Origin of the sequence: Lactiplantibacillus daowaiensis (assembly GCF_005405085.1) — a bacterium.
Taxonomy (GTDB): domain Bacteria; phylum Bacillota; class Bacilli; order Lactobacillales; family Lactobacillaceae; genus Lactiplantibacillus; species Lactiplantibacillus daowaiensis.
The window spans coordinates 101,753-117,880 of the sequence record NZ_BJDJ01000008.1 but is presented as its reverse complement, the minus strand read 5'-3'; the positions used below and the strand labels follow the sequence as shown (position 1 = coordinate 117,880).

16 protein-coding genes are annotated in these 16,128 nt (G+C 45.4%); 7 read left to right on the top strand and 9 right to left on the bottom strand.

Features of this window, described 5'->3' with window-relative positions; genetic code table 11:
* Window positions 1–179 precede the first annotated feature (179 nt).
* Both FFM75_RS06820 and FFM75_RS06815 read right to left on the bottom strand, forming a co-directional pair.
* Entirely contained in the window at window positions 180–635 is a 456-nt protein-coding gene (locus FFM75_RS06820) for a nucleoside 2-deoxyribosyltransferase (protein ID WP_137628442.1), read from the bottom strand.
* Window positions 636–747: 112 nt separating this feature from the next.
* On the bottom strand, window positions 748–1,620 hold the full coding sequence (locus FFM75_RS06815; RefSeq protein ID WP_137628441.1) for an aldo/keto reductase: 873 nt from the start codon (window positions 1,618–1,620) through the stop codon (window positions 748–750).
* Window positions 1,621–2,142: 522 nt separating this feature from the next.
* Here FFM75_RS06815 and FFM75_RS06810 point away from each other — a divergent pair.
* From FFM75_RS06810 to FFM75_RS06790, 4 genes are all read left to right on the top strand, one after another.
* The gene (locus tag FFM75_RS06810; protein ID WP_137628440.1) at window positions 2,143–2,853 is read left to right on the top strand and encodes a GntR family transcriptional regulator; all 711 of its coding nucleotides are present in this window, start codon (window positions 2,143–2,145) and stop codon (window positions 2,851–2,853) included.
* A gap of 66 nt (window positions 2,854–2,919) precedes the next feature.
* Window positions 2,920–4,284: a PTS sugar transporter subunit IIC gene (locus FFM75_RS06805; protein ID WP_137628439.1), complete on the top strand. Its 1,365-nt coding sequence runs from the start codon at window positions 2,920–2,922 to the stop codon at window positions 4,282–4,284.
* 185 nt (window positions 4,285–4,469) lie between these two features.
* Complete coding sequence (locus FFM75_RS06795; RefSeq protein WP_137628437.1) at window positions 4,470–4,889, top strand: DUF3284 domain-containing protein; 420 nt, start codon at window positions 4,470–4,472, stop codon at window positions 4,887–4,889.
* Window positions 4,890–5,158: 269 nt separating this feature from the next.
* On the top strand, window positions 5,159–6,403 hold the full coding sequence (locus FFM75_RS06790; protein ID WP_137628436.1) for a PTS sugar transporter subunit IIC: 1,245 nt from the start codon (window positions 5,159–5,161) through the stop codon (window positions 6,401–6,403).
* A gap of 46 nt (window positions 6,404–6,449) precedes the next feature.
* Here the strand turns inward: FFM75_RS06790 and FFM75_RS06785 are convergent, their stop codons facing one another.
* From FFM75_RS06785 to FFM75_RS06760, 6 genes are all read right to left on the bottom strand, one after another.
* Window positions 6,450–7,427 (bottom strand): NADPH:quinone reductase, encoded by a 978-nt coding sequence (locus FFM75_RS06785; protein ID WP_137628445.1) that lies wholly within the window; start codon window positions 7,425–7,427, stop codon window positions 6,450–6,452.
* 16 nt (window positions 7,428–7,443) lie between these two features.
* Window positions 7,444–8,628 carry a CynX/NimT family MFS transporter gene (locus FFM75_RS06780; protein WP_137628435.1) on the bottom strand — a complete coding sequence of 395 codons (1,185 nt, stop codon included), beginning with the start codon at window positions 8,626–8,628 and terminating at the stop codon, window positions 7,444–7,446.
* A 64-nt stretch (window positions 8,629–8,692) separates the two neighbouring features.
* A complete protein-coding gene (locus FFM75_RS06775; RefSeq protein WP_137628434.1) occupies window positions 8,693–8,989 on the bottom strand; it encodes an ArsR/SmtB family transcription factor in 297 nt (98 codons plus the stop codon).
* 91 nt (window positions 8,990–9,080) lie between these two features.
* Complete coding sequence (locus FFM75_RS06770) at window positions 9,081–10,313, bottom strand: MFS transporter (RefSeq protein WP_137628433.1); 1,233 nt, start codon at window positions 10,311–10,313, stop codon at window positions 9,081–9,083.
* Between the two features lie 264 nt (window positions 10,314–10,577).
* Window positions 10,578–10,997, bottom strand: coding sequence for an Hsp20/alpha crystallin family protein (locus FFM75_RS06765; protein ID WP_137628432.1), 420 nt, complete (start codon window positions 10,995–10,997; stop codon window positions 10,578–10,580).
* 143 nt (window positions 10,998–11,140) lie between these two features.
* Window positions 11,141–11,614, bottom strand: a complete 474-nt coding sequence (locus FFM75_RS06760; protein ID WP_137628431.1) for a MarR family winged helix-turn-helix transcriptional regulator — start codon at window positions 11,612–11,614, stop codon at window positions 11,141–11,143.
* Window positions 11,615–11,730: 116 nt separating this feature from the next.
* On the opposite strand from FFM75_RS06760, the gene FFM75_RS06755 reads away from it, so the two are divergent.
* Both FFM75_RS06755 and FFM75_RS06750 read left to right on the top strand, forming a co-directional pair.
* A complete protein-coding gene (locus tag FFM75_RS06755) occupies window positions 11,731–12,327 on the top strand; it encodes an NADPH-dependent FMN reductase (RefSeq protein WP_137628430.1) in 597 nt (198 codons plus the stop codon).
* Window positions 12,328–12,404: 77 nt separating this feature from the next.
* Entirely contained in the window at window positions 12,405–12,596 is a 192-nt protein-coding gene (locus tag FFM75_RS06750; RefSeq protein ID WP_137628429.1) for a PspC domain-containing protein, read from the top strand.
* Window positions 12,597–12,636: 40 nt separating this feature from the next.
* Here the strand turns inward: FFM75_RS06750 and FFM75_RS06745 are convergent, their stop codons facing one another.
* Window positions 12,637–13,119: a GNAT family N-acetyltransferase gene (locus FFM75_RS06745; RefSeq protein WP_171001447.1), complete on the bottom strand. Its 483-nt coding sequence runs from the start codon at window positions 13,117–13,119 to the stop codon at window positions 12,637–12,639.
* A gap of 255 nt (window positions 13,120–13,374) precedes the next feature.
* Here FFM75_RS06745 and FFM75_RS06740 point away from each other — a divergent pair, with 255 nt between their 5' ends.
* Window positions 13,375–16,119, top strand: a complete 2,745-nt coding sequence (locus FFM75_RS06740; RefSeq protein WP_137628427.1) for an HAD-IC family P-type ATPase — start codon at window positions 13,375–13,377, stop codon at window positions 16,117–16,119.
* Window positions 16,120–16,128: the final 9 nt, after the last annotated feature.

Genomic DNA, 16,128 nt, shown 5'->3' with positions numbered 1-16,128 from the left:
AGTATGCCCTTTTTAGTTTGTTTTACAAAAAAGGCGTCGATGGATTTTATCCATCAACACCAAATATCATAGAGCCATTTTAATTGCGACCGCTGACCGGCTCGTCTTCCCCAAACTAGTCCATAACTTCAAAGCGAACAAATAAAACGCCTAGACGATTTGTCTAAGCGTTTTTATTTTTAGCGAATCGCGCCAGTATATTGGAACGCCTCACTAGTTGGGTCTTGTAAGAAAGCTTTTAAATCAGTCATATTTTGAATAGTTGCTTGACCAGACTTGGCCAACATCACGTTGAACGTGCCATCGCCTAAGGTTTCCAAGTAATAAGCCACTGGAATATCTAAGCCATAAGCGGTCCCAGTTTCCCAAATGGTCCCCGTATCAAAACCATCGATAACGGCAACTACTAGTTTCGCCTGCTTTAAGTGATCAACATTGTCCTTAAAGACTGCATTCCGGACGTCATCAGTTGCATCAGGCGTTAAATCAATCCCATCTAGACGAGGACTGTAATACGTCATCTTCAAATCATCCATCAATTGTTCGATCTTTGCTAACCGTTCGGGTTGGCCGGCAGTAAACCAAGGCCCTGCCAAATAAACGGTTGGGTTTGCACTCATGATTCGGTTACTCATCGTTTCTCAATCCTCTTTCTTTTGTCGATATCTCACTATTCTACGCGTTTTATGCCCTGAAAAACAAGACCAACAAAAAAACGAGTTTGCCATCACAAACTCGCTTTTGCTTTTAATGCGTACTTAATTGGCTCAATTCATTAAAGTCCGCCGTCGACAAAACGACATTAGCGGCCGCGACGTTATCCGCCAAATGGTCAACTGAACTGGTCCCCGGAATTGGTAACACGTTTGGTGACCGTTTGAGAAGCCATGCTAAGGCGATTTGGGCCGGACTGACTTGATACTTTTGGGCCATCGCACTTAAGGCACTCCCAGGTTCTGCCAACTTACCCGTTGCCAACGGGAACCATGGTAAAAAGGCCATCCCTTGCGCTTCAGCGTAGTCTAAGACATCATCATCATGATGATCAGCAACATTATATAAGTTTTCGATCGCATCGATTTTGGCCACTTGTTGGGCCGCTTTAATCTGGTCGACCGTGACTTGGCTTAGCCCGATGTGTTTGATTTTACCTTCATCCTGGAGTCGCTTTAGTTCACCAACTTGTGCTTCAATTGAGAAGTGGCTGTCGATGCGGTGTAAGAACACCAAGTCTTCATGATCGAGACCTAACGTCATCATCGAGACCTCAACTTGTTGCCGCAAATAATGAGGTTCACCATGGGGTGTCCAAATATTAGGCCCTTGTCTAGTTTGACCAACTTTATCCGAAATAAAGATTTGATCGCGATTAGCGGCGTCTTTTAAACCAGCTGCTAAATATCGATCGGCAAACCAAGGCCCATATGAATCAGCCGTATCGAAGAAATTAACACCATAAGCTAATGCCTTTTGAATGACTTTAATCCCATTGGCCGGATCTTGATACGGCCCCCAAGTGCCTGGACCCGTTAATTGCATGGTCCCATAGCCTAAACGATTCACGTTGAACGTCTGATCAAATGCGAAAGTACCCGCATTGGCCGCATTAATTGTTGTCATTAATCCACACTCCTTAATTGATAGTTAGGTTTAATTACATCCCTAGTGTAGTCCCTAAAGCCAAGTCGAGGTCAACCATTTTGCCCGGACTTATTTACCGCGCTTCACGCGCCGCGGTTGAGTGGGATCACCAACCAAGGTCAATAATCCAACGGCCACTAAAACAACTGCTGTAATTTGTAAGCTTGCCATCTTGCTTACCTCCGTTTTTCAAATTCAATAGCGTTAGTTTACGACCTTCGTCTAACTAGAAGGCAAGTATTTTGTCAGCAATAAATACAAATTTTATTATGTTGACCCGTTTAACCATTAGTTTTACACTAACTTTTTTTTGCACTTTTCATTAAAATCATCAGCGGTCGACTAGCGATAAACATGATTAAACCAACGTTTACCCTGCTTATAAATTCTTTGGTATAAAATGCGCAATCTTAAAGCGCTTTCATAAAAAATATGCTATTATATTTGTGGACATAAGTTTTATATGTGCCTACCAATTTTAAAAAGAAAGGAGGCTGCCACATGTATCATGCAATTGCGCAAGAGATTATTAAGTCGATCATGGCGGATGAATATGACACCAAGTTACCAACTGAAAAAGATCTAATGGTGCGATTCGATGCCAGCCGGAGTACGATTCGTAAAGCAATCGATGTTGTGTTTCGGCATGGGTTATTACGCCGCGTTCAAGGTAGTGGTAATTTCATCATCAAACAACCTCAAGCTTCAGCAACCGTTTTAAACTTGTCAATTGGGTTTGACCGTTCGGCAATGGTCGAAGGGGGACCATTAGTATCGAAAGTGATTACCTTTGATAAGGTCAAAGCGGATGAACAATTAGCCAAGCAAGGCAACATTGAAGTCGGTGATGAATTACACCGGGTCATTCGGTTACGGTATTTAAAAGATGCACTGTATGACTTGGAAGAGTCCTACTTTCCAAAAGCGGTTGTCCCATTTTTATCGGCTGAAAGTGTCCAACATTCAATCTTCGCCTTTTTACGGGAAGCCTATGATATTTACGGTAGTACAACGGAAAACTACGTGCATCAAGTCCGATTGGATGCGGAACGCGCAAAGCTAGTGGGTGAACCAGAAGGCGATAAAACCATGTGTTTGGATGGGATCAACTACTTGGCCAATGGGTCGGTATTCAACTTTTCACGGACATTCTTTGTTTATCCAGATTTAGAGTTGTATTACCATACCGAAAACATTGACTTGCAACATTAGTACGGGGATCGTATCGGGGGAACGATACGACGAACAGCAGTAAAAAACATTAGGAGTGAGGGTATCATGAATTCATTTATTGAATGGCTCAATAAGCATTTAGTACCAGTTGCGGCTAAAATCGGGGCAGTACGTTGGTTAGTCGCTTTACGTGACGCGTTTATTGCAATTATGCCAGCCATGATGGCTGGGTCAATCGCCACCGTTTTAAATGCCTTGGTGCGCGATATTCCAACGAAATTTGGTTGGATGGGTTTTGTTAATTCAATGCAATGGTTAATTGGCATCAATGCCATGGTTTGGACTGGGACATTAGCAATTTTAGGCTTAATTTTCTCATTCACCTTTGGTTACCAATTAGCCGTTCAATATAAAGTTGAACCAGTTACTGGTGGGATCGTCACTTTAGGGACGTTCATCATGAGCTTGCCACAAACCTTTACTGGGACTTTAACCAAGAGTTTGAGTGCTGGGGCTACCAAGATCTTAACGGATTCTGGGATGGCGGTTGCTGGCAAGAAAGTTACCGCTTGGGGCTATTTCAACTTTAATACCTACTTTGGTTCATACGGTTTCTTTACGGTTATGATCTTAGGGGCTATCGCAAGTACTTGCTATATTTATTTAATGAAGAAACATATTACGATTAAGATGCCCGATTCAGTGCCACCGGCTGTTGCCAACGCCTTTACTGGGGTTATTCCAGCCGCCGCTGCGTTCTATGTCGTTGGGATCATCAACTGGCTCTTCAGTAACTTTGGTCAAACCACCGTTATCGAATGGATCGCTAAGATTATCCAAGAACCACTTTTGAACATGAGTCAAGGTTACGGGGCCGTCTTGTTAATGACCTTATTAGTCCAAGTTTTCTGGTTCTTTGGGATTCACGGTTCCAACGTGTTAGCCCCAATCTTGGATGGGATTTGGTTGACTGCTCAATTAGCTAACGTTAATGCTTATCAAGCACATAAAGCCTTACCATACCTTTGGACTCGGAACTGTTTCGACTTATACGCTTGGATCGGTGGGGCCGGCTCAACCTTGCTCTTATTGATCGCGATCTTGATGTTCAGTAAGCGTGACGACCAACGTTCCGTCGCTAAATTAGCGATTGGACCAGGCTTCTTTAACATTAACGAACCCGTTATGTTCGGGTTACCAATTGTCTTAGACCCAATCTACTTTATTCCATTTGTTTTAGCACCAGTTGTAACCGTATCCATCGCCTATGGCGCTATCACAGCCGGTTTAGTTTCACCAATTACTAACAACATCGTTTGGTCAATGCCACCGATTATGAATGCCTTAGTTGCAACGATGGACTGGCGTTCAGTTGTCTTACAAGTTCTCAATGGTCTGATTGCCTTTGCCATTTATATTCCATTTGTCAAAGCTGCCAACAAGATCAAACCAGATTCGATTGGAGCATAGTTAACTCATGAAAACCTTAAAGCAGTGTTTACTCATCGGGATGAATCTCGCCTTATTAGCTGTCGTGTTAAGTCCCCTGGCTGGTACAACTGGCCAGTGGGTAACCCTCGGCTGCGGGTTAGTCATTTGCGCCGCCCTCTTCGGCCTGTATCGTCGGGTCGTTCACCTTGAAAGGAGCCAAGAACATGCGGATTAAACTCACCTTAAATGCACCTGTCGAGTATATTTACCAACAGTTGATTGGCTCTGCCGCCGCGGACATTCAACAACAGACCGGTAAACCGGCACCTAAGCAAAGTTTGCAAGGTTACCAGTATACCAAGAAGTGGGCCAATGGGATGCAGGGACACTTAAAGATTACTCACGCCGAACCCGGGATTCGGTATGCATATGAACTTGAAACCCCGCGTGACCATTACGGTGTTGACTATCAGTTCACCCGTAACGATACCAATCAAACCATCCCAGAATACGGCGAAACGTTTTTAGGTAAGGACAGTCGCACCCGTGCGAATAATCGGATTGGTGCCGCCTTACTTGGTTGGTTCCGCAAACGCCGCTTTAAGAAAATGATGAGTCAAATGGCCGCAACTTATTACGAGTAGGCCATTAAATTGAAGTCGCTTGGAATGGTTAATCATTCCAAGCGACTTTTTTTGCACAGTTGTGCGTAATAAAAAAATTTTTTTCGACCCTTTTTTAAGCTTTTTTTCATAATCTGGTCTATACCATAATTTGTTGGTACAAATACTGTTTGAGGGTACTGGTTGGTTATAAAACACGATAAGTATATTCATATCGCACTATTGAAAGGGTTTACAAACGTTGATATGAAGCCTATTATCAGCTTATCAAAACCAAGGAGGAGTTTGTGATGCATAAATTTATGGATTGGCTACAAAATACGTTAATGCCCCCGATGGCCAAAGTCGGCAACAATAAATATCTCGTTTCAGTTCGGAACGGATTGGTCTTGACTTTACCAGCCATCATTAGTGGGAGTGTCTTCTTAATCATCGGTAATATTCCGATCAAAGCTTGGACGAACTTCATTGCACCGTATATGAATATGATTGGGGTCGCGGTCAATGGGTCGTTTGGGATCATTTCACTGTTAGCTGTTATCGGGATTGGCTACGAGTTATCTAAAGCCTTAGAGATCGATCCCTTATCTGGGGCCGGGTTAGCCACCATGGCATTTGTGATTAGTTCTTTCAATAATAAATTCAAATTAGATACGGACAATTTTGCGTCATCTGGATTGTTTACTGCTATTATTACCGCGTTTATTGCCGTATCGATTTTCAACTTCTTCGTCAAAAAGAACATCGTCATCAAGTTACCGGCTGGGGTACCTGACGCGGTCTCAAACTCATTCGTCGCCTTATTCCCTGGCTTTGTCATCTTACTTTTATTCTGGTTTGTCCGGATGCCATTGCATATCGATATCAACCAAGTTGTGCAAACGATCTTCCATCCACTCTTGTTTGCGATGAACACCTTACCTGGGATCCTAGTTTACACGTTACTCGTTAGCCTCTTATGGGTCTGCGGGATTCACGGCGATATGACCTTGGAAGGAATTGCTGATCCAATCTTCTTACAATTCTTAGCCGATAACGGGACGGCCTTAGCACATCACCAACCATTGCCATACGTTACCGCAGCCGGCTTCTCAAGCCTTTACGTTAACGTTGGTGGGACTGGGGCAACCATTACGTTGGTCGCATTGATGTTGTTCTCTAAGAGTAAGACGTATCGTGATTTAGGGAAGGTCGCCTTTCCAAGTGCCCTCTTTGAAATCAACGAACCGGTCATCTTTGGTTTTCCAATCGTCATGAACGCCATTACGATGATTCCATTCATCGTGGTTCCATTGGTCTTAGCCACCTTGTCATACTTGTTCATCACCATTGGTTGGATCTCAGCACCAGTCGCGATGGTACCATGGACCATGCCACCAATTATCGGCCCATTGATGGCCACTGGTTGGGATTGGCGGGCAGCCGTTTGGTCAGCAATTGAATTAGTTTTAGCTGGCGCGGCTTACTACCCATTCTTCAAAGTTGCTGAAAAACAAATGTTGGCTTCTGAACAAGCTGAACCAACTGAAAATTAGCGTTAAAAAAACTATCCTGATTTTATTTTCAGGATGGTTTTTAGTCTTATTCGGCATCTAATTCATCGGGGACTAAAACGACCCGCGCTTTAGTGCCATTAGTTTCAACTAATTGATGGGCCCGACTGGCCTGGCTAAATGGCAAGACTTGAATCTCATCATCTAGCAAGCGGCCTTGGGCAAACCATTGATTCAACAACTTCCCAGCCGCTTGTAGTTGGCTGAGACTGGCATGACTAATGACAAAGCCTTCTAGGTGTTGTTGTTGCGTATAAAATTCCCGGACATTAAACGTAAATTGATTGTTAGCGGGTGCCGTAATCAACGCGATCGTCCCGCCTTGCGCTAACAGCGCCAGATTAGTCGTTAGTGCCACTTTGCCTGAGGTATCAACAATCGTTTGGACTTTCGTGTTAATTGCAGCAGCAAAGTCACGATGATAATCCAAGACTTGATCCGCGCCAAGCTTGGTTAGCCGCTCAAAGTCACGTGGATTTGCCGTGGCGATGACTGTCGCACCTTGGGCTTTAGCGACTTGAACTAATTTCGTACCGACATGCCCCGCGGCCCCTTCAATCAGTACTGTCATCCCAGCTTTCACGACACTAATGGCGGTTAACAAGATCGTCGCCGTTGCCGCTGAATGTACGGCCGCAATCAAAGGTAAATCGTCAACACCAGCCGGGGCCAAAAAGACCCGCTCAACTGGCAGTGCCGCATAGTCACTCGTCACACCCGGACGACCATCATAACCCATACTGTTGGTCCAGACGCGGTCGCCAACTTGAATGGTCGTGACCGCCGAACCAGTTTCAACGACAGTCCCAACCGCATCACGTCCAATCACAAATGGAAACGTCATCGCCGTCTTAAAGCCCCCACTGCGCACAAAAGTGTCGACGTGGTTCACCGCTACAGCGGCAACTTTGATCAACACTTCCGTAGCGTCAATTTTAGGCACGGGTTGTTGGCCCACTTGAATCATTTCAGGCCCACCCGTATGGGTAATAAAAGCTGCTTGCATATATGGTGATGATGGTTTATTCATAGATACTTTCATGACGATTAATAATCACTCCTGACAAAGTTAATAAAGCCGAAAGTCCAACTGCTAACCAAATGACAAGATTCCAGCCAAGCTGACTGCCTAACCAGCCAAATAAGACCGGTCCCACGGCAGCCAACAAGTAGCCCGCCGATTGTGCCATCCCGGAAAGATCCGCCGTTTCAAAGCCGTTAGTGGTCTTACGGGTGAAGAAAACCACGGCTAAGTTAAAGGCGGCGCCAGATCCTAGCCCTAAGATCACACATAAGCCGGTCGCAACCCCAAAAGATAACCCGGGTAATAAAATACCGGCAATCCCACCGATAAAGCCGATACCAACTGTGGCAACCATTAAAGGTACCCCATAGCGCTTATCCGCTGTCGTCGGCACTAAGTAGGCCATTGGTAACCCACCTAATTGCATGATCGTCACTAAGTTACCAGCCGCCACTACGGAAAAGCCGTGGGCGATAAAAATCGTTGGTAACCAAGTCAGCATTGAATAATAAACAAGGGCTTGTAAGCCGAAAAAGGCCGTGACGAGCCACGCAACTGGTGTCCGCCAGACACTCGGATGGGCCGTTGGCTGCCGATGTGTCACTGGTTGACTAGGTTCACGATGATTATACTTCAAATTGGGCAGCCAAACGATTAAATTTACCAAACCGATAGCTGATAATACGGCCATGACGATTGGTAGCGACCAATGCGCCGCTAAGACCCCCGAGATACCTGTCCCAAGCGAACCGATCAACAACATTGAAACAGTATATTCACTAGTGGCTAAGCCAATCTTGGTTGGAAAATTATCTTTAATGATTGCTGGAATCAAGACATTACCGCCGTCCGCACCAATCCCGACCAATAAAGTCCCCAGTAACAGTAGCAAAATCGATGGCACGACCCGTAAATAACTACCTAGTGCTAAAATCACCAACATGACATAAATCGTGACTTCATTGCCAAAGCGCCGCCCCCAATGTGCAATCAGTGGTGACATGGCCGCAAACGTCAGTAACGGGATCGTCGTCAATAAGCCCGCCATCGAACTAGGTAATCCTAAACTCCGTTTTAAACTACTGATCAAACCAGGCATCATCGTGATTGGGAGTCGCATGTTCGTGGCGACCAACATCATCCCAAGGGTCAAATACCGGCTATGTTTATGTGCATTCGTCATGTGTGTGCTAGCTTCTTTCTTTTAGTTTGTTAATTCGATATCCATCGAACTAGCAATGCAAAAATTACAGGGTTGCTAAGAACCCTGGTAAGTAACGGTCAAAAGTATCTTGTTGTAACGATAAATATTTGGTTTGCGCGACTTGGCGTGTGTTGGTCAAACCAACCAGGCGTAATGCTTTAAAATGATACGAGACCGTGGACTTGCTAATTTGCAATTGCGCCCCCACTTCACTGCAAGTCATCTCACGTTGTTCATGATAAAGCACCCGGATGATCCGGAGCCGGTTTGGCTCAGCTAATGCCTTAAAGATGGCGACCCGTTGTTGGTCAGCCGCGGCTTGGGTTAATTCGATGTTCATGAAACTAAGGTTAAGCGTTCATTGCTCAAAATGCAACCATGCGACCACAAAAAAATCGTGCGGGTCAAATCGACCCGCACGATCAAGCCGGTTATTCCGCGATAGAACCGGATTTCTTCCAGATACCGGGAACCAACCATAAAATCAAAACTAAGTTAATTAACAACATCACGGCGGTAAAAATAAAGACCGAATTATAGTCAAAGGCCCCCGCAATCACACCACCAAGTAACGCTCCCAACATATTCCCAATCGCTTGAAACGACTGATTATAACTGAAAACGGTCGACGTTAAGTGGACGGGTGTGTTTTTCGTAATTAGTGTCTGAATCTCTGGGAACAACGCCCCATCGGAGATCCCGATTGCAAAGCGTAACAACCCTAACGTAATCACGCTTGACACGATGCCTTGTGGGAAGTACATAATCACCGCAAAGATATAGCCAAACAATAGCACTTTACCAGAACCATGCTCATCACCATAACGACCCAAACGCGGTGCCGCTAGAATGTTTGACACCCCGGGCAAAGCCGCGATGATCCCCGCAACGACCGTAATGGGACCCGTATGGTGCATGAGCTCCTGAACATATAAACTAATAATGGGGGAAATGGATGCATTCCCTAATTGTACAATCATGGTAGAACATAGCATCATAATAATCAGAGTTGGGTTCTTAAACGCTGCCAATGGATTGCGACTCGCACCAGGCTCGCGATGATGCTCGACTGGTTTGAAATGTTCTTGCACGAAGAACAAGCTTAATAAAAAGGCCCCGACTAACAAGCCTGCCGTAATAAAGAACGTATTACGAATCGAGAATAATTGGGCCAAAACACCGCCAATCACTGGTCCAAACAAGTTCCCACTAACCGCACCCGTGATCAAGGTACTTAGTGCTCGACCACTATACTTGCGCGGCGTTTGTGAGGCGACCAGTGCTTGGGCATTTGAAATAAAGCCCGCAAATACGCCTTGTAACGCGCGTAAGGCCACTAGTTGCCAGACACTCGTCACAAAACCCATTAATCCCATGGCCACAGCCATCCCTAATGAAGCCCGCAACAACATGATCTTACGGCCCTTTTTATCGGCAATGATCCCCCACAGTGGCGCCGAAATCGCAGAAACGGCATAATCAGCCGCATACGCTAACCCACTATAGAAGGTCACTTGTTGTTTATTAAAATCGCCTAATTGACTAACGAATAATGAGAGGAACGGCATGATCTCACTGAACGCCATCCCAGCAACAAACGTACAAAACCACAAAACGATTAAATTCCGATGCCATGGTCCACGCTCGCGTTCTGCGTCATCCATGAAAGTCATCTCCAAATCTAAAATCAACTAACCTTATGTAAGCAGTTGTCATGTCAACTAGCTTAACACACTTTTTCGGTTAATTTGCAGTAATTTCCCGGGAAATAACCCGGATTTAATTATTTATCAGCACTTGTAAGCGGGCTTGGGTTGTTATGGAAATCGCTTACATTCCCATCATACCGAGAGTCTTCTCAATTAGCAACGACCTAGCGGCAAAAAAATAACCGCGTCACCAAGGACGCGGTTATTTCAAATACAAGGTTATTGAATTTCGATTTTATTGTCGGTTGCTTGCTTGGACTTAGGTAACGTAATCGTCAACACACCATCTGTTTGGACGGCCTTAATTTGGTCAGTGGCAACATTTGGTAACGTATATTGACGTTGCAAGCTGCCATAACGCCGTTCATTCATGACGATATTTTGATCTTGATCACCATGGTCAACAAAGCTGTCTTTTTGCACCTTAATTGATAAAACGTTATCGCGATAAGCTAACTTAACGTCCTTTTTATCAACGCCAGGCACATCGACTTTAACTTGATATTGGTCATCAGTTTCGCTAATATCCGTCTTCAATACATTTTCAGTCTCAGCCAACGGCGCCCAGAAGTTTTCTGCCAACCGTGCAAATGGATCAAACATCCCAAAGTCGTTGCGGTTCATCATTTCATTAGCCATAATCACAATCCCCTTTCAAAATTAACATGGCACCAGGTCAGTTAGTTAACCATTCGTTTGACCTTTCCTGACCTTCAATGAATACTCTAACACCATTTTGACAGGATGCAAATATTTAGCACTCAGTGCATTAGAGTGCTAAATCACGGCTTGATCTGGTTAATCCGTTGCATGAGCGTCGTGAAGCGGGCTAATTCGGTCGGGGTATAATCTGCTGCAATCGCCGCGACCTGATCCGCAATCGCCGCATCCAACTGGGTATGTAAGTCGGCAATCATTTGCCCTTTTGACGTCAGGCGCACTAAAACTTCCTTATTATTTTGTAAACTACGAAACTTTTCCGCTAAACCTAACTTCGCTAGCTTTGTCAGGCCCCTAGAAACGGTCGCTTGTGACAAACCAGTTGGTGCCGGCAACGCTTTGGCATGCGTGGCTGCGGCTTTAGCAAGCTGGGTGATGAGTTTAATATCGGCTGTTGATAGGACCCGTAGTGCCGCTTGTAGTTCCGGATCCGTCGTTTGTTGTTGGGCCCATTGCTTCTCAGCATCATTGACCCCATCTTGTGCGATAAACGCGTTTAGGACCGCCATTAATTGCGTCGTGTTTGATTCTGTCATGGTTATCATCCTTTTTAATTCACGTGAATAAATACTTGTGTTATAAAACATTTAAGCCTATAATACCATTTTGTATTCACGTGAATCAATATTTTAAATTTAATCGAGGTAATCCAATGACAACCATTGCAATTATTTTAGGCAGTACGCGCCAAACCGCGCACGGACGAGCACTATTCAACTATTTAAAACGGCTCACCGCCGACCAATCAACCACGGCGGTCGACTTCACCTTTCTTGACCTTTCAAGCTATCACTTACCCCTTTTTGATGAGGCCTTACCACCCATGGCTAATCCTGATCGACAATTACCTGCAACGCAACAACGTTGGTTGACAGACTTAGCATCAGCTGATGGCTATATTTTATTAACCCCAGAATATAACCACGCCATGCCCGGCAGCTTAAAAAATGCGCTCGACTACGTGGCTGGTGAGATGCAACGTAAACCCATCAAATTAATCTCCTATGCCGATAACGGTCGCGGTGGTCAATTCGGGGCCGCCGCCTTAGTCCCAATCCTGCAGCGGCTTGGTCTAATCGTCTTGCCAAAACCAACCCCCGTCGGCTTTATTGATCAAAACTTACAACCAAACGGTGACTTCCTACCAACGGCCCCCTTGCAAGCGCGCTATACCAAAGGCTTGACACAGACGCTAACTGAAATCACTTACTACACTAACGTTTTGACCAACCACCCCTTTAAAGCTTAAAAAAGTCTTATCGGCTAGTTAATTAGTAGACGAATCCAGTGAAACCCGCTAAACTAGGGGCATGAGGAGGGGCTTTTATGAAAATCAATATTCATCGCTCGAATCGCAATCGCGTTTTTGCTGGGGTCATCGGCGGGATTGCTGACCATTACGGCTGGAACGCGGATTTAGCGCGGGTCATCTACGTGCTGATCTCGCTAACCCCATTTCCAGGCCTGATTGGTTACTTGGTTTTATGGCTATTAATGAAAGATCCAATTGACGCATAAACATTCATCGTCCAAGCTAGTGGCCCTAGTTTGGGCTTTTTTAGACAAGATAGGCCAACTGATAGTCATCAACAAAGTGGCCATTGAGCCAAAAAGCATCCCGTAAAACGCCTTCGACTTGAAAGCCCTGTTGCGCATAAAATTGCCGGGCCGCCTGATTAGTCCCTAAAACACGCAAGCTGATGCGATGGATTCCCGCACGTTTGGCCGTCTGCTTTAATGCTGACATCAAACTTTGGCCAACACCTTGATGTTGCGCCGTCAACGCGACGCCAATGCCAATCTCCCAAGTGTAACGCCAGGCCGGCAATGCCGGTTGGGGATTCCATGAGATCATGCCCACCACTTGCCCTGCGATTTCGGCAACTAATTGGCTCCCAGCTGGGTAACGAGTCGCATATTCAGTTAAGGTCAAATCTGTTGCTGGGACTGGGGTATTTTCACTAGTCCAAATCGTTTGGTCGATCCGATATAAGATTGGTAAATCAGCTGGCTGTGACCAACGACAAGCTACTGCTGCCATTTTAAATTCCTCCGCAATCATTTTAGCGACTTTAAGGCTTAAATCTGATATCATAATGCAACTAATGTAATTTTTCGTTACAATAATGTCAAATAATTTAATAGCTATACATAATAGTATTCATTTATAATATTTATTAACTAATACATATAAACTGGAAAGGATGTGGCGAAATTGGCCTGCTTAACTCGCAATAAACGTCGAGATTTTACGGAACCGCACAGATAAATAAATTAATTTTTAGGAGTGGATTTAATGATAGATAATGACGCCCAGCGATTGGCCTCCCTCGAGGACGCTAATCAAGATAAGGACAGTATGCCCCCCGATGACACCCACTTGTGGCAGCTTGATGAACCGACTTTAGCCCACCAGTATCACACCGACCCGGAAAACGGGTTAACGGCAGCTGAAGCCGAGCAACGTCTACAACATGACGGGCGCAATGAACTGGAAACCAAACGGCAATCCCGCTTTTTGCAGTTCATCAAGCAGTTTAACAACAGTATCATTTATATTTTAGCCGCCGCCGCAGTGCTGACCTTCTTCATGCACCGGTATTCAGATTCAATCGTTATCGGCCTCGTGATCATTGCCAATGCCATTATTGGTTACGTGCAAGAACGCCAAGCTGGTAACGCTTTGGAACGTATCCGCGAAATGCTGATTTCAAAAAACTTCGTCATCCGTGATGGGCAAAAGCTTGAAGTTGATGCCCGGGATTTAGTTGTCGGCGATTTGGTCAACTTAGAGGCTGGTGATGCAGTCCCAGCCGACATGCGCTTAATTGATGCCGATAACTTGAGTGTCCAAGAATCCACACTGACTGGTGAAACGAACGCGGTTGAAAAAATCGAGGTGCCAATCGATGCCCAAGACTTGCCATTGGCTGACCGGCAAAACATGGTTTACGCCTCAACAGCGGTGACTAGTGGTTCTGGTTATGGGATCGTAACGGCTACGGCTGAAGATACCGAAATCGGCCATATCCAACAATCCGTTGGTGAAGTCAAAGAAAAGCCAACCCCACTAATGCGTAACTTAAACTCATTAGGGTTTGGCTTATCGATTGCGATCGTCGTCGCAGCTGTCTTACTGTTTATCTTAGGGATGTTCATGAACACCTACAGCTTGCCAACCTTATTGATTGCCGTCATTACGATGGTAGTCGGTTCAATGCCCGAAGGTTTGCCAGCCAGTACTTCAGTCGTCTTAGCTATGGGGACCCGGCAAATGACTAAGAAAAACGTCATTGTCAAGTCGCTACCAGCCGTTGAAACGTTAGGGGCCGTTGATATCGTTAACACCGATAAGACCGGGACCTTAACCAAAAACGAAATGACAGTCACCAAAATCATGACTCACGATCACGCCTTTGACGTGACCGGGGTCGGTTATGATGATAATGGCGGTATCAACTTTGATGGCCAATTAAAGTTGAATGGGCAAGCTTTTGATTGGCAACACGATGACCACTTGGCTTGGTTGATCAAAATCGCCGGTCAAACAACGGATGCCGAATTGCATCTTGAAAACGGCAAGTGGGAGTTGACTGGGGAACCGACCGATGGGGCCTTAACGACCTTATATCGGAAAATGACTGGTCATGATCCCGAAGTCAATGAAATCGACTCCTTACCATTCGACTCGGCCTTTCGTTTTTCAGCTCGTTTAGCCGACTTAGATGGCCAACGGTTATTGATGGTCAAAGGGTCGCCCGCAACGATTCTGCGGTTAACGGATCAAGCAGCCGACGAAAAGCAATGGGATGCCAAGATGGATACGTTAACGGCTGATGGGTTACGGGTCGTCGCCCTCGCCTATCAAGTTGTGGCTGATGACGTCACAACTATTGATGCCAAAACCATTGGTGGTTTAACGTTAGCTGGGATGGTCGGTATCATTGACCCACCACGAGAAGAAGCCGCGGCCGCCATTCAAGAATTGCGTCAAGCTGGGGTCCAAGTCAAAATGATTACTGGGGACCATCCTGATACAGCGATGGCAATCGCCAATAAGCTCCAGCTCGCCCCAACGGTCAAAGCGATTACCGGACCTGAGATCGATGCGTTAGATGACGACCAATTAAAGGCGCAAATCGACGACTATAACGTCTTTGCGCGCGCAACACCCGCTAACAAATTGCGAATTGTCCGCGCCCAACAAGCCAATGACCACGTTGTGTCAATGACTGGGGATGGGGTCAATGATGCCCCTGCCTTAAAGCAAGCCGATATTGGGGTTGCCATGGGGATTAAAGGGACCGAAGTAGCCAAAGAATCCGCTAATATGGTGTTAGCCGACGATGACTTTACTGACTTAGTCGCAGCCGTTCGTGAAGGCCGCCACGTCTTTGACAATATTCGTAAGACGATTCGGTTCTTGTTACCAACGAGTTTTGCGGAAGGGTTAGTTGTTATCATTAGTATTTTAATGGGCCACGACTTACCACTTTACCCAACGCAGTTGCTCTGGATCAACATGGTTTCAGCCTTAACGATCCAGTTCGCCTTTATCTTTGAGCCGCCCGAAGCTGGCATCATGTCACGCGGGCCGCGAAACGTTAAAGCCGGGCTGTTGTCCAAACTCGATTCGTTTGAAATCGTCTACGTCTCACTCCTGATTTCAGGACTTGGGATCTTTGCCTACGATTACTTGACGGCGATTGGGTTGCCAAACGTTGTCGGTAGTACGATGTCCTTGAATATCATTATCTTTGGGAAGATTTTCTACTTGTTTAATTTACGAAATGACCATCCGGTGATTTCAAAGTACTTCTTCCAAAACAAGATGGCGTTTTATATCATTGGGTTACTGATCATCTTGCAATTGGGGATTATTTATCTCCCATTCATGCAATCAGTCTTCCATACGACTAACGTTAACTTCTGGTATGGTTGGGGGATTCCAATCATTGCCGGGGTCGTCGTCTTATTCGTCACCGAAATTGGTAAATTCATTCGTTTCCGCTTCTTAGCGGGTCGCGAAGTTACCGAATAATCTAGTTAA